The organism is Niveispirillum sp. KHB5.9, from assembly GCF_048066115.1.
Taxonomy (GTDB): Bacteria; Pseudomonadota; Alphaproteobacteria; order Azospirillales; family Azospirillaceae; genus Niveispirillum.
In genome coordinates this window covers 428,757-446,196 of the sequence record NZ_JBLTYX010000002.1, presented here as the reverse complement: position 1 = coordinate 446,196, position 17,440 = coordinate 428,757, and the positions used below count along the sequence as shown (strand labels likewise).

Genomic DNA, 17,440 nt, shown 5'->3' with positions numbered 1-17,440 from the left:
GATGACCGACACCGCCCTGCCCAATGAAGGCAACCGTCCGGAAAGCGAGGTGGAGGAACTGCGCCGCATCTGGGCGCGGCCACGCGGCTGGCGGATGATCTCCGACGTCAACAATACGACGGTCGGCATCTTCTACATGGGCGTGGCACTCATGTTCTTCATCTTGGCCGGCGTGCTGGCCCTGGTGATCCGGGCGCAGCTGGCGGTGCCGGGCAATGATCTGGTCAGCCAGGATCTGTTCAACCAGCTTTTCACCATGCATGGCACGACCATGATGTTCCTGTTCGCCGTGCCCGCGATGGAGGCGCTGGGCGTGCTGCTGCTGCCACAGATGCTGGCGGCCCGCGACCTGCCGTTCCCGCGCCTGGGGGCCTTCGCGGTCTGGGCCTATGTCATCGGTGGCACAGTGTTCTTCTCCACCATCCTCTATGATCTGGCGCCCGATGGTGGCTGGTTCATGTATACGCCGCTGACGCTGATGGAATTCTCCCCCGGCGACAATGCCGATTTCTGGCTGCTGGGCATTGGGTTCATCGAGATATCGGCCATTGCCGGTGCGATCGAGATCATCGTCGGCGTGCTGAAGACCAGGCCGCCCGGCATGTCGCTGGCCCGCATGCCGATCTTCGCCTGGGCCATGCTGATCTTCGCGGCGATGATCGTCTTCGCCTTTCCCGCCGTGATCCTGGCCACCATGCTGCTGGAGATCGAGCGGGCCTTCGGCTGGCCGTTCTTCACCGCCAGGATGGGTGGCGACCCGTTGCTGTGGCAGCACCTGTTCTGGTTCTTCGGCCATCCGGAGGTCTATATCATCTTCCTGCCGGCGGCGGGGCTGGTCTCCATGATCGTGTCCACCATGGCGCGCCGGCCGCTGGTCGGGCACGATCTGATCGTCGTGGCGCTGATCGGCACGGGCTTCTTCTCCTTCGGGCTGTGGGTCCACCACATGTTCACGACGGGCATCCCGTCGCTGAGCCTGGCCTTCTTCTCCGCCGCCAGCATGGCCGTGGCCATCCCGTCGGGCATCCAGGTTTTCTCCTGGATCGCCACCATCGCCGCCGCCAAGGGACGGCTGCGCATCAACACGCCGTGGCTGTTCGTGCTGGGTTCGGTTTTCATCTTCACCATGGGTGGGGTGACGGGGGTGATGGTGGCGCTGGTGCCCGTCGATTTCCAGGTCCACGACACCTATTTCGTCGTCGCCCACCTGCATTACGTGCTGATGGGCGGCATGGTGTTTCCGCTGTTCGCCACCTTCCATTTCTGGGCGCCGATGGTCAGCCGTAACCCGCTGTCGGAACGGGTGGGGCGGTTTGTGTTCTGGCTGATGTTCGCCGGTTTCCACATCGCCTTTCTGCCCATGCATCTGACCGGCTTGCGTGGCATGCCGCGCCGGGTCTGGACCTACAGCGACGATGTCGGCTGGAACTGGTTGAACCTGATCTCCACCATCGGCGCCTTCATTGTCGCTGCCGGGGTGCTGCTGTTCGTCATCGATCTGGCGCGCCGGTTCCGGCCGGTGCTGGCTGGTGGCGGGGCGGGGAATGACAATCCCTGGGGTGCGCCGACCCTGGAATGGCTGCCCAATGATGTCTACAGCACGCGCAGCATCCCGCTGGTCACCAGCCGCGAGCCGCTCTGGGACCAGCCCAACTTGGCCAAGGAGGTGGAGGAGGGCCGCCATTTCCTGCCGCGTAGCGTCACGGGCGTGCGCGAGACCCTGGTCACCAGCCCGGTGGAGGGCAGGCCACACTATATCATCCGCATGCCCGGCCCCGGTTACGCCCATGTCGTGGCGGCAGTGGGCACGGCGGGGTTCTTCCTGCTGCTGACGGTTAAGCTGGTGGTGCCGGCGGCGATCTGCGGATTGATGGCCATCATCGGCTGTCTGGTCTGGACCTGGGGACTGGATCAGGGCGGCGACAAGGGGCTGGTGGAGATCGGGGCAGGGCTGAAGGTGCCCAGCTACATGAGCGGGCCGGCATCGCACACCTGGTGGGCCATGGTGGTGCTGATGCTGGTCGCCGGTTCACTCTACCTCGCCAATGTTTTCGCCTACCTCTATCTCTGGGTCGTGTCGCCGGAGGTCTGGCCACCGCATGCGGCGGCACCGCCAGCGGGGAAATGGACATTGCTGGTCGGTGGTCTGGCCGTGCTGTCGGCCGGATTGACCTATGGTGCCGGCCGCCTGCTGCCACCGTCGGGGCAGCGGTCGGGCCTGGTGGTCGCGGTGTTGGGACTGGCGGCTCTGGTGCTGACGGCATCCTTCGGGCTGAACATCCAGGTGCTGTGGCAGACGGGCCTGCGCCCCACGGAAAGCGCCTATGGCGCTGTGGTCTATATGGCCTCGGTGCTGGACGGGCAGCTGGTCATCGCGCAATTGATCCTGTTCGGCGTCGCCATGGCGCGGATGCTGTGCGGCCGCCTGGATCGGGTGCGGCGGGTGGGGTACGAGAATTGCGCCCTGCTCTGCTATTACACGGTCGGGCAGATGCTGCTGGGCCTGTTGCTGATCCATGGCTTTCCACGGGTGGCGGGATGATGGAAGACCCTTTGCCCTCCATCACCCGCACGCTGCTGTTCCTGCTCTGGGGGCCGATTGTCTGGGGCGTGCAGTTCACGTTCTCCTATGGCGGCCATACCCTGCTCTGTGCGCAGGATGCGCCGCCTGATGCTTCCCGATGGCTGGTGGGGGTTCTGGCCCTGCTGGCGCTAACCGCCATCGCGCCCGTGGCGTTGCGATGCCAAGCCGTTGCCACCTGGGCTGGGGTGGAGGGTGGGTTCGTGATCACCATTGCCCGGCTGGTCGCCATCCTGTCGCTGATCGCCGTACCCTGGACGGCGACGGGTGCCCTGCTTTTGCAGGCCTGTGTGATGGGTCGTTAGATCGATGAGCGCGGCCGAAGTCACCGGAACCCCGCCGCAATCCCGCCGTTATTCAAGAAACATATCAGGAGGAATGACGTCATGGATGAAGCCACGCGCATCGCCACCCACCAGGGTGCCGGCGGCGAGACCCATCAGGCCTTGCCCAAGTCCAATTCGGACGCCAATGCGCGTCTGACCACCAACCAGGGCATTCCGGTCGCCGACAACCAGAACAGCCTGAAGGCAGGCGCCAGGGGGCCGACGCTGCTGGAGGATTTCATCCTGCGGGAGAAGATCTTCCATTTCGACCATGAACGCATTCCCGAGCGGATCGTCCATGCCCGCGGTTCCGGCGCCCATGGCTATTTCGAGCTGTATGAATCCCTGGCGGACATCACCAGGGCCGACATCTTCCAGCGGGCAGGGGAGAAGACGCCTGTCTTCACCCGCTTCTCCACAGTGGCCGGTGGTGCCGGATCGGTGGACACGCCGCGCGACGTGCGCGGCTTCGCGGTGAAATTCTATACAAAGGAAGGCAACTGGGATCTGGTCGGCAACAATATTCCGGTCTTCTTCATCCAGGATGCGATGAAGTTCCCCGATCTGGTGCATGCGGTGAAGATGGAGGCCGACAAGGCCTATCCGCAGGCCGGTTCCGCCCATGACACGTTCTGGGACTTCGCCTCGCTGATGCCGGAGACCACCCACATGCTGATGTGGGCCATGTCCGACCGGACCATCCCGCGCTCGCTGCGCATGATGGAAGGGTTCGGGGTCCATACGTTCAAGATGGTGAATGCCAAGGGCAGGACCAGCTTCGTCAAGTTCCACTGGAAGCCCAGGCTGGGCATGCAGTCGACCGTTTGGGACGAGGCGGTGAAATTGCAGGCGGCCGACAATGACTATCACCGCCGCGACCTGTATGAGGCCATCGCCGCCGGTGATTTCCCGGAATGGGAACTGGGTATCCAGGTCTTCGATCAGGCCTTCGCCGATGCCCAGCCCTATGACGTGCTGGACGCCACAAAGCTGATCCCGGAGGAGGTGCTGCCCATCCGCAAGGTCGGGCGCATGGTGCTGGACCGCAATCCGACCAATTTTTTTGCGGAGACGGAGCAGGTGGCCTTCTGTCCGGCCAATGTGCCGCCGGGCATCGATTTCAGCGAGGACCCGCTGCTGCAAGGCCGGCTGTTCTCCTATCTCGACACCCAGAAATCCCGACTGGGCACGGCCAATTTCCACCAGTTGCCCATCAACGCGCCGAAATGCCCGTTCCATAATTTCCAGCGCGATGGCCACATGCAGATGCAGGTGCCGCGCGGGCGCGCCAATTACGAGCCCAATAGCCTCGCCCAGCATGGGGAGGAGGCGGGGCCGCGCGAATGCCCGGCCAAGGGCTTCGCCACCGTCGCCGAACCTCTGGCGGACGAGCAGGGAGACAAGCTGCGGGTACGCGCGGAACTGTTCGCCGACCATTACAGTCAGGCGCGGCTGTTCTGGACATCCCAGACGCCGGAGGAACATGCGCATATCGCCTCCTCCTTCGTGTTCGAGCTGTCCAGGGTCGGGCTGGAGCAGGTGCCTGGCCGGATGCTGGCCAATCTGCGCAATGTCGATGAAGACCTGGCCAAACGGGTTGCCGCCGGCCTGGGCGTGGCCTTGCCGCCCGCCGCCAAGCCGGCCCGCCCGCTGGTCGATATGGAACCGTCGCCGGCCCTGTCGATCCATGCGCAGATGAAAAAGACGCTGGAGGGGCGGGCCATCGGCATCCTGATCCATGATGGCAGCGACGCGGACGAATTGGCGGGGCTGGTCAAGGCCGTCACCGATGCCGGGGCGAAGCCGGTCATCGTGGGGCCCAAGGTCGGCGGGACCAAACTTTCCGACGGCACGATGCGGAAGGCCGACCATCTGCTGTTCGGCGCCCCGTCGCCGATCTTCGACGCCGTTGCCGTGATCCTGTCGAAGGAAGGCGCCAAGGCGTTCCTGAATGAGGGGGCGGCCATCCAATGGCTGATGGACGCGTTTGGCCATCTGAAGGCCATCGGCTTCAGTGCGGAGGCGAAACCGCTGCTCGACAAGGCCGGCATCATGCCCGATGACGGGGTGAAGCCCATCGGCGCCGGCTTCGTGGAAGCGGCCAAGACCCGGTATTGGGCGCGTGAACCCGATATCCGCACCCTGGCCTGAAGAACGGGGCGCGATGCTGACCCAGCCGAAGGATCTGCGGACAGGGCGTTCCGTCTGGATGGACACCAGGGTCCCGACGATACCAACGAAGACCCTGACGCAGGACGCGACCGCCGACATCGTCCTGGTCGGCGCCGGGATCAGTGCCGCCATCACGGCCCAGGCCCTGGCGTCGCGTGGGCATAAGGTGGTCATGCTCGATCGCCGCCCGCCGCTGTCGGGCTCGACCGCGGCCACCACGGCCCTGTTGCAGTATGAGATCGACCTGCCGATCCTGAAGCTCAAGGCCAAGGTCGGGCTGGAAAGGGCGATACGCGCCTGGCAGAGAACAAGGCTGGCCCTGGACACGCTGGCGGACAAGGTCGGGGCGCTGAACATCGACTGCGATCTGGAACGCCGATCCTCGCTCTATCTGGCCGGCAATCTGCTCAATGCCGGCCAGCTGCGGAGGGAGGCGGCATTGCGCAACCGGGCGGGCCTGCACACCGACTATCTGGACCGTGCCGAGTTGCGGTCCCGATACGGGATCGACCGGGCAGCGGCGCTGCTATCCTTCGGCAATCTCACCGCCAATCCGCTGCGACTGGCGGCGGGTTTCCTGCTGGGTGCTCAACGGCACGGGGCGGAGATTTTCTCCCCCGTGACCGTCGCCGGTGTTGAAAGCCGGGATGGCCGGGTGGTTATCACGACGGAGGCGGGGCCGACGGTGCATGCCGGGACGGCGATCTATGCCACCGGCTATGAACTACCCAAGGGGGTGCGCCGCACCAAACACAGGATCGGTTCCACCTGGGCCATCGCCACCCGGCCGCAGCCGCGCAAGCTCTGGCCGGACCAGTGCCTGATCTGGGAAGCCTCCGATCCCTATCTTTATGTGCGGGCTCTGCCGGATGGACGGGTCATCTGTGGCGGAGAGGACGAGGATTTCCAGGACGAGGCTGCGCGTGACGCGCTTTTGCCCGACAAGACGGCGAGGCTGGAGGAGAAGCTGGGGAAGCTGTTCCCGGCGCTCGATACCAAGGCCGACTATGCCTGGTGCGGGAACTTCGGATCGACGCCCAGCGGCTTGCCGACCATCCGGCGGGTGGGGGACGCCCCGAACATCCTGGCCATTCTGGCCTTTGGCGGGAACGGCATAACTTTCAGCAGCTTGGCAGCCGAATTGCTGGTGGGCATGGTCGAGGGGCGCGTCGACATCGATGCCGGGCTTTTCCGATGATGTGCGGCAGGCCGGACCGGAGGCGATATGGACCTTGAGGCGATTGCCGGCGTGATCGCCCCGGCGGCCACAATGGTTGCCGCCATGATGACCGCTGCCAATCTCGGTGCGCGGGTCACGGGCTGGGGCTTTGTCGTGTTCGCGCTGGGTTCCGTCTGCTGGGCGGTGGTTGGCTTCGTGTCGGGTCAGGCCAATCTCCTGTGGACCAACCTGTTCCTGGTGGCCGTCAACATGGTGGGCGTCTGGCGTTGGCTGGGGCGGAAGCGTGCCTATGAGGATGGGGGCAAATCCGCGATCGCGGCCAGCCGCCGTTCCGAGGCGCCAACCTTGCTGACGGCCAGCGGCATTGCCGGCACCCCGGTTCAGGATGTGAAAGGGGTTCTCCTGGGCAAGGCGGTGGAGGCGCTGATCGAATGCGACACGGGCCGCGTCAGCTATGTGGTGGTTGCGACAGAGGACCCGGAGAGCAACCATGAAAGCTTGCGGGCGGTGCCTCGGTCCCTGATCGATCTGGATGCCAAATGCTTGACCATGCGCTTGACGGAAATGGAATTTCGGCGGCTGAAACTCTTGGAATCGGGGGATTGGCCGGCGGCAATTCGATCTGTGCAGGCCGTGTTTTAGGTGGTGATGCCGGCATGGCGTCGACGCTGCGGCGACAGGGGCCTCCGCCGCCTGGCTGCCGCAGATCAGATCGGTCGCCAACATGAACATCGTCACCGTGATGGTCGGGGAAGGGGGCGTTGCCGATGTGGCGGTGGAGGCGGAGCAGCAGAACCAGGGCGGCATCGACGCCACCGCCATCATCGGCTCCACGATGATGACCAGCAGCGCAGGTGGGGAGTGATATGCGGGAGATTGACGGCGCGATCGTCAAGGCGAGCCCCTCCTATCCACTGACGTTATAACAACCCGTCCAGCTCCGGCTGGGCGGGTTGTTGCTTTTAAGGCGCCTGTCAATTCGTCACGCAAGAGGGCATCCACCTTGCCTCGCCGGGAGCAGGTCAAGTTCTTTGATCTTATGGTGGTGTTGTGTTCCATTCGTTCCACACAATCAGATCATGTGGAACGAATGGGTGGCGAAGTTTGAGTGCCGCAACCATGAAAGGTTTCTGACAGCAAGCTGACGATATTGCCCCCCCAACCAAAGAAATAAGCCGGGCCAAAAAGCGCGGTGTCATGGGGAGAAAGACATGTCGTTCCGCAGGGTGTTGCTCAATCCGTCACGGCGGACGTGAACAAGCAGTTGGGCGATGGTGTGGCCGTGCGCCTGAACGGCGTCTGGCATGATGCCGGTGTGGCCGGCCGCGACGTGGTGAAGAACGAGCGCTGGGGCATCGTCCCGTCGGTCGCCTTCGGCCTGAACAGCGCCACGCAGGTGGTGCTGAGCTATTACCACCTGGAAACCGACGACATCCCGGACACGGGCATCCCCTATGACAACCCTACCTTCCGTCCGCGTACCGACGGCCGCGCGCGGGTTCTGCAGGTGGGTGACGGGTCGCCGGTCAAGGTCGACCGCAGCACCTGGTACGGTTTGAAGAACCGCGATTTTCGCGAGGATACGGCCGATATCGGCACCATCAAGCTGGACCGTGATTTCGGCGGCGGCCTGGCGCTGCGCAATACCCTGCGCTATGCCCAGACCGGCCAGGATTATGTCTGGACCCAGCCCGATGACAGCCAGGGCAACATCTATTACGGCCTGGTCTATCGCCGCCAGAACAACCGCGTCACCGAATTGCAGACGATCGCCAATCAGACCGATCTCTATGGCAGCTTCACCACCGGCAGCCTGACGCACAATTTCTCCACTGGTGTGGAGTTCAGCCGGGAGCAGGGCGAGAATGACAGCTACGCCCTGACCCTGCCGACGGGTGCGGCCAGCTGCACCGCCGCCGCCATCGCCGCCTTCTATTGCACGGATCTCAACAACCCGAACCCCAACGATGCGTGGGCGGGTGTGATGACGCGCAACAACAATCCCAGCAATTCGCGCAATGTCACCAAGTCGGCCTATCTGTCCGACACGACCGACCTGTCCAGCGAATTCCAGCTGAACCTGGGCCTGCGCTTCGACCGGTATGAGTCGAAATTCACCAGTGCCGCCAGCACCGCCGCCGCCACGCCGGGCGTGCGCAGCATCTTCAAGCGCGAGGATGACTTGTTCAATTATCAGGTCGGCCTGAATTACAAGCCGACGCGCGACGGCAGCTTCTATGCCTCCTACGCCACGTCGTCCACGCCCACGGGCAATGCCCTGGCCCAGGGCAGCGATCCGTCGGCGCTGAGCAGTGCGGTCAATGCCAACCTGAAGCCGGAGAAAAACAAGACCGTCGAGGTCGGCACCAAGTGGAGCCTGTTTGACGAGGCGCTGCTGGCCACCGCCGCAATCTTCTACACGGAGACGCAGAACAGCCGCATCACGCTTCAGGACATACCGTCGCCATGGCGGGTGAGAAGCGGGTGCGGGGTATCGAGCTGGGCCTGGCCGGCAAGGTCACCGACCAGTGGGAAATCTTCGGCGGCTATACCTATCTGGACAGCAAGCTGGTCAAGGGTGGCGGCAATGCCGCGGCGTCAGGTCGACCTGGTCCTGCAGAGGTACCCGGCGATCGACTTGGCCACACCGTGATTGTCGGCATCGCTGGCGGCCTGGCGGAAGGTGATGGGCACGGAGATGCGCGGGCTGCCCACCGGCACGTTGATGCTGGTGGTGTTGGCACCGACGGCGGTGAAATAGCCCGTTTCACGAAAATTGTCGGTTTCCTGGCGGCTCAGTTCCATGCCGGCCAGCAGCGTATGGGTGAGGGCACCCGTGGCGAACCGGTAGTTCAGATCCGTCTGGTTGATCAGGGTCTCGCGCGCCGTGTCGTTGTTATAGGCGGAGATGACGACGGTGGTGCGCGCCGTGTTGACGGCACCGGGGAAGACGTTCTGGTAGAATTTCGAATAATCGGCATAGCGGGTGCGGTTGCGGATCGACAGGTCGTCGCTGACGCTGTGCTCGATCGCCAGATTGACGGCATCGACGCGGCTGTCGGTCGGGCTCCGGTCCGGATCGCCGAAGAAGGTCGACCGGCCGGTCAGCAGCGCGCGGCCCTGGTAGGAGGGGATGCCGCGATCGGCAACGCGCTCATCCTCGAAATGCTCGTACCCGATCTGGATCTGCGTCGCCTCGCCCACCAGGAAGGAGGCGGTGGGATTCACGCCCCGGCGTTCATAGTCGACGCCGTCGCGGTAGGAACCGGAATTCTGGTACAGGCCGGTCAGGCGCAATGCTGCCTTATCGTTGATGCCCTGGCCCAGATCGAAGGTGCCGCGATGATGATCGTCGCTGCCCACCTCCAGCTTTACTTCACCGATACGGCGCCAGTTGGTCTGCCGGGTGACGCGGTTGATGACGCCACCGACGCCACCACGGCAGAAGGACATGGCGTTGGGGCCCTTCAGCACCTCCGCCCGCTCGATATTATAGACGTCGCGGTAATATTGGACGTCGTCGCGCATGCCATCGACGAAGAAGTCGGCGGTGGACGCATTGCCATGGAAGATCGGCGTGTCGCGATTGCCCTCGCCCTGGGCGAAGACGACGCGGGGGACATAGCGCACCACATCGGCCATGCTGGTGATGGACTGGTCGTCCATCTGCTGGCGGGTGACGACGGTGACCGACTGCGGCACGTCACGAAGTGGGGCCGGCATGGGAAAGGGGCTAGCTGTCGGGGTATCCCAGCCAGGGCTCCAGCGCTTCGAAGCTGCGATCCATGGCGAAGGTTTTGGCTATCGGCAGGGAGATATGGCCGTAGCGCAGGGATATCTGCCGTTCGGCCGCCTCCTCACCCCCGCCGGCCACGGCGGCGACATAGAGGGCGGCAGCCAGGCCGCTGCGGTCGGCCCCGGCCTGGCAGTGGATCAGGATCGGCCGCTCCGCCTTGGACAACAGGGCGACAAGCTGTGCCGCCTGTTCCTGGGTCAGTTCACGCTTGGCCGACATGGGGAAATCGATATGGGTCAGGCCCAGGTGCTGGCTGGCGGCCCGTTCCGCCCGGTACCAGCCGGCATCCGGGTTGCCGCCGCGCAAGTTGACGACGGTTCTGATCCCGTAATCCCGGACATAGCGTTCCAATGCGGCCGGATCGGGCTGTGCCGAGCGGTAGAGCGCGCCCTCGACCACCGGATGGAAATTGCCGGTCAGTTGCAGGCCGCCCAGGTAAAGGCCGATGCCGGCCGTCACCGCCAGCAGACCGCAAAAACCTTTCAGCAGGGGGCGTCTCATTCCGGTCTCCTGCGTTCGGCACCCTGCAGGGCGGCATCCACCAGGATGGAGAGGCATCCCGCCAGCAGCAATCCGCCCACAACGGGGTCGGGCAGTTCCGTCAGTCGGAGGACATGCACCAGACAGAGCAGTGCCAGGGTGGACAAGGTCAGCCGCAGGTCGGCCAGGAACATGCCAACCAGGGTCTGCCCGATATCGCCGATCAGGGTTTGCTTGCGCTTCATCGCCCGGCCACCTCCGGGAAGGAGCGGCGCAGCAGATGGATGGTCAGACGGGCCGTGGCGAAGAACAGAATGATGAAGACCAGCAGCGCCAGATCCCCGTCACCCGGCCATTCGATACCCAGGCCCTTGCCCGTCCACAGCACGCCGAAGGCGGCAGAGACGACACCGACCAACTGTTTCAGGGTGTTCTCCGGAATGCGCGACAGGGGATGGCGCAGGATGGCGCCGGCGGCCAGCAGGCATGCGGTCAGCGCCCCGATGGCGGCCGGGGCCAGCAGATCATGGCCCACCCCGATGGCGACCACGATGAACACCACCTCCAGCCCTTCTAGCAGCACGGCCTTGAAGGCGATGATGCCACCCAGCACGTTCAGCGAGGTGCGGCGGGGATCGCCGCGCGGGGCCCATTCCCCGCGCGTGGCCTCGAAGACCGCATCCTCATCATGCAGGGGGATGATGCCGGCTGATCGCAGGATGGATTTGCACAGCCATCCCAGCCCGAACAGCAGCAGCATGGTGCCGATGACCAGATGCAGCAGTGTCATCGGCAGCAGAGGAAGCAGGGGACCCAGCACCAGGACCATCAGGGTCAGGACCGCCAGCGCCACAACCGTTCCCGACAGGGCCGGGCGCCATCCGCGGGTTACCGCGATGGCCAGCACAATGGTAAAAGCTTCCACGACCTCGACGCAGGAGGCGAAGAAGGCCATTGTGACGGCGGTAATGGCGGAGCTTGTCGGCATCTGTTTCGTGTCGTCGGTTCCGCCCGGTCGCTCCGGGGAGATCGTTCGTGTAATAATCACTACATTATGATCATTTAGGTAGCAAACACTACGATAGTCAATGGCTGGTGGGATGTGAAAAAGGCGATGCCGAGTTTCGATGAGCGCGTGGCGGAGCATTGGCCGGCGATGCGGCCAACGGAGCAGCGGGTGGCCCGCTTCTTCAAGGAGCACCGGAACGAGGTCCTGGTCTCGTCCGCCGCGGCACTGGCGGCCAAGGCCGGCACCAGCGATGCCACCATCGTGCGCACGGCCAAGGCGTTGGGCTATCAGGGGCTGGATGATCTGCGCCGGGGACTGGTGGCGGAGATCGACCAGCCATCGCCGGCCGACCGGCTGACCCGCATCCTGGGCCGGGTCGGCAGCGATCTGGAGAATGCGCTGGCGGTGACGCTGGATATCCATGCCCAGTCGCTGGAAGGGGTGCGCCGGTCGGTGACGCCGGAGCTTTTCGCGCGTGCCGTGAAGGCCTTCATCGACGCGCCGCGCGTCTTCGTGTTCGGCATCGGCCCGTCCAGCGCGCTGGCCCAGTATCTTTCCATCCAGCTGAACCGCTTCGGGATCGAGGCGGCAAGCCTGACCAATACCGGCCTGCTGTTCGCCGACGACCTGAACCGGATCAGGGCCAAGGACCTGGTCGTCATGCTGGCCTATGGCCGGGTCTATGTGGAGCTGGATGTGCTGCTGGACGAGATCCGGCACCGCAAGGCCGCGTCCATGCTGCTGACCGACATGCTGGCCGACAGTGTGGGCCACCGCGTGCAATTGCTGCTGCCCGTGCCCAGGGGCCATGCCGATATGTTGAGCATGCACACGGCCACGCTGGGCCTTATCGAGGCGCTGCTGGTGGGTATCGCCACCAAGGCGCCGAAGAGGGCGCTGGACAGTCTGGCCGACCTGAACCAGATGCGAACCCGGCTGACCGGTGCCGCGATGACGTTGGGCCTTCCCGAAAAGTAATGCCAATCCGCCGGATGGCGACGCCCGGCGCCTGGGGGAAGGTCGGCATAAGACCGGCCGGTAGTCGGCATTACCCGTTTGTAGCATATATTACCTGCCGGCGGGATTGTCGGGTGGCGGTGGCGTGCAACATCGTTCCGGTGCAACATCCGGGAGGTCAAATTGCTACGCAAACAGCTGATCACGCTCTCCGCCCTCGCCCTCATGTTCACCGTCTGCGGGGCGTATCCGTCCGTCGATGCCGGGGCGCAGACGTCCGATCCCAAGGAACGGGAGATCGCCGATCTGGCGGCCAAGCCGGACAGCTGGGTCCTTGAACAGGTCGGGGGAAGGCGCATCACCCTGGATGGCCAGACGCTGGACCTCCGGATGCAGTATCTTTTCCACAAGGGCCGGCAGGCCGCGGAGGAAGAGGCCAAGGCCGCAGCCGGGAATAAGGGGGCGACGCCGTCACCGGACCCGTTCGACGATCCGAAAAGTGCGGCCGCCATCCGTCAGGACGCCAACAACCACTGGATCAGGCAGACGAAGCCGGGGCCGGCCCTGGCCTCGGTGACGGATGACAAGGTGACGGCGCGCGACGGCAAGCCGATCCCGGTGCGCATCTATCATTCCAAGGCGGAAGGCACCTTGCCGATCCTGGTCTACTACCATGGCGGCGGCTGGCTGTTCGGCAATATCGAGGCGGTGGACCGCACCATGCGCCGGCTGGCCGACGAGGCCAAGGTGATCATCGTTTCCACCGATTACCGGCTGGCGCCCGAGAACCCCTATCCCGGTTCCTGGAACGACGCGGAGGATGCCTTCGACTGGGCGGTGGCCAATGCCGACCGGCTGAAGGGCGACAGGTCCCGCATCTGCGTCGGTGGCGACAGTGCCGGCGGTAACATGTCGGTGGTGGTGACCACCCGGACGCAGAAGGCCGGCAAGCCCAGCCCGGCCTGCCAGTTGCTCTACTATGCGGCGGTCGATAACCGCAGCGTTAAGGAAATGCGCGTCCATTACGTGTCGGCGCGGCTGTTCTGGGACGGGTTCGGCCTTGACGTGCCGTTCACCGATTATGTCCATCGCCGCGTGTTCCCCGGCATGGACCTGTCCCAGCCGGAAATCTCTCCGCTGCTGGCCGGCAATTTCGCCAGAATGCCGCCGACGCTTGTCGCCTCTGCCGGTTTCGATCCGTTGCGCGATTCCGACCGGGCCTTTGCGGAGGGTTTGAAGAAGGCCGGCGTCAAGACGCTCTATCTGGAATATGCGGCACTGCCGCATGGCTTCATGCAGCAGACCGCCGTCACCAAGGAAGCCGACCGGGCCGCCAGTGAAACGGCGCGGGAGTTTGGCAATCTGGTACGCAACCTATGACCTGTGACCTGCATCCTGGAAGAGTGTCCGTCTGAAGAAGCTGCTTGCAGACGCGATGCTGGACGACGCCATGCTGTGCGAGGTGGCAGGAAAAAAGGTGGAGCCCGCCGGATGGCCTGCTACCGCTCGTGTCGAGCGGATGACGGTGCCGCCCAGAGGGCTCCACTCATAAAAGCGGATGCAATCAGGGCAGCAGGTCATTGGGCCGGTGATGCGACGCACCCTTGCGCCCTAACCATTTGGCTCGTGCGCTCCCGTCAAGAATATCTTTACCAAGAAACGGAGATTCTATACTTTTGGCTGTAGACTGATGGGCAGGTCTGTGCAGCCGAGGGTGATATTTTGCGTTTCACCTGCGGCTGTTCTGCCTTTCGGGGCCATGAGCGGTACTGCCATGGCGCAGGATGCCGGGCAGATTCTGCGTGATGTGCAGCGCAATATTCCCCAGGTTCCCCCCCCCAACCCCGCCCACGCCCGATATCACGCCCTATTCGCCGGATGAGGAATTCCTCAAGGCGGGGGAGACCGTGCGTGTCACCGGCTTCCGGATCATCGCCGACCTGATCGGGGAAGTGGAGCTGCGCGCGCAGCTGACGGACTATATCGGCCGCGACTGCACCTTGGGCGACCTGAAGGAGGCGGCGGCGCGGATCAGCCGCTATTATGCCAAACGCGACCTGCTGGCCCGCGCCGTGCTGCCGCGGCAATCGCTGGAAGGGGGCGTGGTCACCATCCAGGTGCTGGAGGCCCGCATGGGCCGGGTCCGCATCGATCCGTCCAGCAGTACCCGCCTGGATCCGGAGCGGGCGCGATCCTTCATCCATTCCCGGAATGCCCCGGGCGAACCGCTGCATCCCGGTGCGGTGGCCACGGGTGTCTCCAACCTGGGCATCATCCCGGGCATGCAGGCCCTTGGCGTGCTGGATGCCGGCACGGAGGAGGGGACGACCGATGTGGTGCTGAAGCTGCGGGACCCGCCGCTGTTCAGCGCCACGGCCGTCATCGACAATAATTCCGCGCGCGAGATCGGCCGTGTCCGCGCCCTGGGCATCGCGACCCTGACCAATGCCACCGGCCAGGGCGACCAGGTGTCGGTGACGGGGCAGGGCACCAAATCCTCGCGTTACGGCCAGGTCACGGCCGGTGCCCCCCTGTTCGATGACGGTTTCTGGCTGGAGGGGATGGGCGGGGCCCTGACCTATGACATCCCGAAGAAGGTCAATGCGGGCGAACCGTCGGGTAATGCGCAGACGGTGGCGATGAACCTGCGCTGGCTGGGCCTGCGCACCACCGACGCGCCGATCAGCCTGGCGGTGGGGGCGGAGCATAAATGGACCAGGGACCGGGTGGGCGGGTTGGTCACGGCCAGCAACCGGCTGGCGGCCGTGACCTTCTCCGCCCATCGGGCCATGCGCGATGGCTGGAGGGGGGGCGGGGCATTCATCCTGGATGCGTCGGTGAAGCTGGGCAATGTCGACCTGTCCGGCAACAAGGCCAACAAGGCGCTGGACAGGGCCAGTGCCCGCACGCGCGGCAAATACGGCAAGATCACGCTCAGCGCCGGGCGGCGCCAAGCCCTGTGGAAGGATGGCGACGTCGCCCTGACCCTGTCGGGCCAGCTGGTCAGTAAGAACCTGAACAGTGCCGAACAGTTCGCCCTGGGCGGCCTGACGGGGACCCGGGCCTACCCGGTCAATGCCGGCAGTGGCGACCAGGGCGTGATGCTGAACCTGGAGGTCGGGCACAGGTTGCGCGACGACCTGCGCGTCGCCGCCTTCTGGGACGGCGGGGTGGTGGAACAGCACAAGCGGCCCTGGGATGGCTGGGAGGGGGCGGGATCGCCCCACAATACCTATTTCCAGCAAGGTGCCGGGGCGTCGGTGCAATGGAACCCGACCGCCAATGTGCAGCTGAAGGCGACGGCGGCCAAGCGCATCGGGCCCGATGCCGGGCGCGGGCTGGACATCCAGACGGCGGAGGCACGCCGTGCGGAAATGCGGGCCTGGGTCCAGCTGGTCATGGCGGCTTAGGCGATGACCCCGCCCCCCCGCACCACCCGGCCCTTCCGGTTCCGCCTGCTGGCCTGTACGGCCGTGCTGTCGGTCGTGCAGGCACTGACCGGGGCGGCCTGGGGGGAGGGACAGGCGCCGGGTACCCTGCCCACGGGCGGCTAGGTCACTGGCGGTGCGGCCAACATCGCCATGGCCGGCACGGCGATGACCGTGACCCAATCCACGGACAAGGCCATCATCTCCTGGGACCGGTTCAATGTCGGTTCGGCGGCCAGCGTCACCTTCCAGCAGCCCGGTGCGTCGTCGATGACGCTGAACCGGGTGATCGGCGCCGACAGGTCGCTGATCGAGGGGGCGATCCGCGCGCCCGGCACGGTGATCCTGGTCAATCCCAACGGGGTGGTGTTCGGTGGCGGCAGCACGGTGGATGTGGGTGGCCTCGTCGCCTCCACCCTGGATATCGCCGATGCGGATTTCGAGAAGGGCAATCTGTCCTTCAGGCGCGGCGGGGCCGAGGGCGCGGTCGTCAATGACGGTACCCTGACGGCGCGCGGCGGTTCCGTCGTGCTGCTGGCCTCGCAGATCACCAATCGCGGCCTGATCCGGGCAGAACTGGGGTCCGTCATCCTGGCGGCGGGCGAGGCGGTGGTGCTGACGCCCGATGGCGGTGCGCCGATGCGGGTCGATCCCGCCCTGATCCGGGCACAGATCGAAGCCGGTGGCATCATCCAATCCCAGGGCGGGGCCATCTATCTGACGGCCCAGGCGCTGAACAAGGTGAATGCCGGGGTGATCAAGGCTACCGGCGTGATCGAGGCCGAAAGGCTGACATCCAAGGGCGGCACGCTGGTCCTGGATGGCAGCGGTCCCATCACGCTGGAGGGTGCGTTCCTCAGCGCCAGGGGGGCCACGGGCGGCGGCACGGTGCTGGTGGGCACGGCCGGGTCCGCTTCCGTCACCATGGACGCGGACAGCCGTATCGATGCCTCGGCCACCGAGGGCGGCAAGGGCGGGACGGCCATCGTCAACAGCCTGGAGACCGACATCAAGGGTGCGCTGCTGGCGCGTGGCGGCACTGTCTGGGGCGATGGCGGCTTTGTCGAGACGTCGGGCAGCAAACTGAAGATCGACGGTGCGCGCGTCGATGTCGGGGCGGCCAAGGGCAAGGGCGGCGACTGGCTGCTGGACCCCTATGACCTGACGGTGAACGCCGCCGCGGCGACGGCGATCCAGTCGGCGCTGGCGTCCGGCAATGTGACGCTGCAGACCACGGATACATCCGTCGGCTATACCGGCGTCACGGCCACGGGCACGACCAATGCCGGCGGCCTGGGCGATATCTCCATCAATTCGGCCATCAGCTGGACATCGGCCAACAGCCTGACGCTGGATGCCTGGCGCGGCGTGTCGGTCAATGCCGCCCTGTCAGGCACCACCCTGATCGTGCAGACCAATCAGGGTGGTGCGGGTGGGTTGTTCACGGTGGCGTCGCCGGTGACGCTGTCCACGGGCCTGACCGTCAACGGCACCGCCCATACGCTGCTGAC

At 65.1% G+C, this 17,440-nt stretch carries 15 protein-coding genes and 1 pseudogene; 12 read left to right on the top strand and 4 right to left on the bottom strand.

Annotated elements, in window-relative coordinates; translation table 11 throughout:
• Position 1 precedes the first annotated feature (1 nt).
• From ACM9HJ_RS06525 to ACM9HJ_RS06495, 7 genes are all read left to right on the top strand, one after another.
• Entirely contained in the window at positions 2-2,542 is a 2,541-nt protein-coding gene (locus ACM9HJ_RS06525) for a cbb3-type cytochrome c oxidase subunit I (RefSeq protein WP_416570896.1), read from the top strand.
• Positions 2,542-2,886 (top strand): hypothetical protein, encoded by a 345-nt coding sequence (locus ACM9HJ_RS06520; RefSeq protein WP_416570895.1) that lies wholly within the window; start codon positions 2,542-2,544, stop codon positions 2,884-2,886. Before ACM9HJ_RS06525 ends, ACM9HJ_RS06520 begins: the two co-directional genes overlap by 1 nt.
• An 81-nt stretch (positions 2,887-2,967) precedes the next feature.
• A complete protein-coding gene (locus ACM9HJ_RS06515; protein ID WP_416570894.1) occupies positions 2,968-5,058 on the top strand; it encodes a catalase in 2,091 nt (696 codons plus the stop codon).
• Positions 5,059-5,071: 13 nt separating this feature from the next.
• Positions 5,072-6,277, top strand: coding sequence for an NAD(P)/FAD-dependent oxidoreductase (locus ACM9HJ_RS06510; protein ID WP_416570893.1), 1,206 nt, complete (start codon positions 5,072-5,074; stop codon positions 6,275-6,277).
• A 27-nt stretch (positions 6,278-6,304) separates the two neighbouring features.
• Positions 6,305-6,901 (top strand): PRC-barrel domain containing protein, encoded by a 597-nt coding sequence (locus ACM9HJ_RS06505; protein WP_416570892.1) that lies wholly within the window; start codon positions 6,305-6,307, stop codon positions 6,899-6,901.
• Positions 6,902-6,983: 82 nt separating this feature from the next.
• Complete coding sequence (locus ACM9HJ_RS06500) at positions 6,984-7,124, top strand: hypothetical protein (RefSeq protein WP_416570891.1); 141 nt, start codon at positions 6,984-6,986, stop codon at positions 7,122-7,124.
• A 387-nt stretch (positions 7,125-7,511) separates the two neighbouring features.
• Positions 7,512-8,912, top strand: coding sequence for a TonB-dependent receptor (locus ACM9HJ_RS06495; protein WP_416570890.1), 1,401 nt, complete (start codon positions 7,512-7,514; stop codon positions 8,910-8,912).
• Here ACM9HJ_RS06495 and ACM9HJ_RS06490 read toward each other — a convergent pair.
• The 4 genes from ACM9HJ_RS06490 to ACM9HJ_RS06475 are packed head-to-tail and all read right to left on the bottom strand — an operon-like array spanning position 8,858 to position 11,523.
• Positions 8,858-9,982 (bottom strand): TonB-dependent receptor, encoded by a 1,125-nt coding sequence (locus ACM9HJ_RS06490; RefSeq protein ID WP_416570889.1) that lies wholly within the window; start codon positions 9,980-9,982, stop codon positions 8,858-8,860. The two genes, ACM9HJ_RS06495 and ACM9HJ_RS06490, sit on opposite strands and share 55 nt — an antisense overlap.
• A gap of 10 nt (positions 9,983-9,992) precedes the next feature.
• Positions 9,993-10,556 (bottom strand): dual specificity protein phosphatase family protein, encoded by a 564-nt coding sequence (locus tag ACM9HJ_RS06485; RefSeq protein WP_416570888.1) that lies wholly within the window; start codon positions 10,554-10,556, stop codon positions 9,993-9,995.
• Positions 10,553-10,780 carry a hypothetical protein gene (locus ACM9HJ_RS06480; RefSeq protein ID WP_416570887.1) on the bottom strand — a complete coding sequence of 76 codons (228 nt, stop codon included), beginning with the start codon at positions 10,778-10,780 and terminating at the stop codon, positions 10,553-10,555. Before ACM9HJ_RS06480 ends, ACM9HJ_RS06485 begins: the two co-directional genes overlap by 4 nt.
• A complete protein-coding gene (locus tag ACM9HJ_RS06475; protein ID WP_416570886.1) occupies positions 10,777-11,523 on the bottom strand; it encodes a COG4280 domain-containing protein in 747 nt (248 codons plus the stop codon). Before ACM9HJ_RS06475 ends, ACM9HJ_RS06480 begins: the two co-directional genes overlap by 4 nt.
• A 126-nt stretch (positions 11,524-11,649) precedes the next feature.
• Here ACM9HJ_RS06475 and ACM9HJ_RS06470 point away from each other — a divergent pair, with 126 nt between their 5' ends.
• The 5 genes and pseudogenes from ACM9HJ_RS06470 to ACM9HJ_RS06450 all read left to right on the top strand — a co-directional run.
• A complete protein-coding gene (locus ACM9HJ_RS06470; RefSeq protein WP_416570885.1) occupies positions 11,650-12,522 on the top strand; it encodes a MurR/RpiR family transcriptional regulator in 873 nt (290 codons plus the stop codon).
• Between the two features lie 162 nt (positions 12,523-12,684).
• A complete protein-coding gene (locus tag ACM9HJ_RS06465) occupies positions 12,685-13,881 on the top strand; it encodes an alpha/beta hydrolase (RefSeq protein WP_416570884.1) in 1,197 nt (398 codons plus the stop codon).
• Between the two features lie 527 nt (positions 13,882-14,408).
• On the top strand, positions 14,409-15,911 hold the full coding sequence (locus tag ACM9HJ_RS06460; RefSeq protein ID WP_416570883.1) for a ShlB/FhaC/HecB family hemolysin secretion/activation protein: 1,503 nt from the start codon (positions 14,409-14,411) through the stop codon (positions 15,909-15,911).
• A 3-nt stretch (positions 15,912-15,914) separates the two neighbouring features.
• Positions 15,915-16,055, top strand: a complete 141-nt coding sequence (locus tag ACM9HJ_RS06455) for a hypothetical protein (protein WP_416570882.1) — start codon at positions 15,915-15,917, stop codon at positions 16,053-16,055.
• A gap of 27 nt (positions 16,056-16,082) precedes the next feature.
• Positions 16,083-16,748, top strand: a pseudogene (locus tag ACM9HJ_RS06450) (filamentous hemagglutinin N-terminal domain-containing protein); the annotation flags it as partial.
• Positions 16,749-17,440 lie beyond the last annotated feature (692 nt).

Coding starts and splice junctions, on each gene's coding strand:
- ACM9HJ_RS06485 (WP_416570888.1), bottom strand. CDS start 10,556: ATGAGACGCCCCCTGCTGAAAGGTTTTTGCGGTCTGCTGGCGGTGACG.
- ACM9HJ_RS06515 (WP_416570894.1), top strand. CDS start 2,968: ATGGATGAAGCCACGCGCATCGCCACCCACCAGGGTGCCGGCGGCGAG.
- ACM9HJ_RS06500 (WP_416570891.1), top strand. CDS start 6,984: ATGAACATCGTCACCGTGATGGTCGGGGAAGGGGGCGTTGCCGATGTG.
- ACM9HJ_RS06470 (WP_416570885.1), top strand. CDS start 11,650: ATGCCGAGTTTCGATGAGCGCGTGGCGGAGCATTGGCCGGCGATGCGG.
- ACM9HJ_RS06455 (WP_416570882.1), top strand. CDS start 15,915: ATGACCCCGCCCCCCCGCACCACCCGGCCCTTCCGGTTCCGCCTGCTG.
- ACM9HJ_RS06520 (WP_416570895.1), top strand. CDS start 2,542: ATGGAAGACCCTTTGCCCTCCATCACCCGCACGCTGCTGTTCCTGCTC.
- ACM9HJ_RS06525 (WP_416570896.1), top strand. CDS start 2: ATGACCGACACCGCCCTGCCCAATGAAGGCAACCGTCCGGAAAGCGAG.
- ACM9HJ_RS06505 (WP_416570892.1), top strand. CDS start 6,305: ATGGACCTTGAGGCGATTGCCGGCGTGATCGCCCCGGCGGCCACAATG.
- ACM9HJ_RS06490 (WP_416570889.1), bottom strand. CDS start 9,982: ATGCCGGCCCCACTTCGTGACGTGCCGCAGTCGGTCACCGTCGTCACC.
- ACM9HJ_RS06475 (WP_416570886.1), bottom strand. CDS start 11,523: ATGCCGACAAGCTCCGCCATTACCGCCGTCACAATGGCCTTCTTCGCC.
- ACM9HJ_RS06510 (WP_416570893.1), top strand. CDS start 5,072: ATGCTGACCCAGCCGAAGGATCTGCGGACAGGGCGTTCCGTCTGGATG.
- ACM9HJ_RS06480 (WP_416570887.1), bottom strand. CDS start 10,780: ATGAAGCGCAAGCAAACCCTGATCGGCGATATCGGGCAGACCCTGGTT.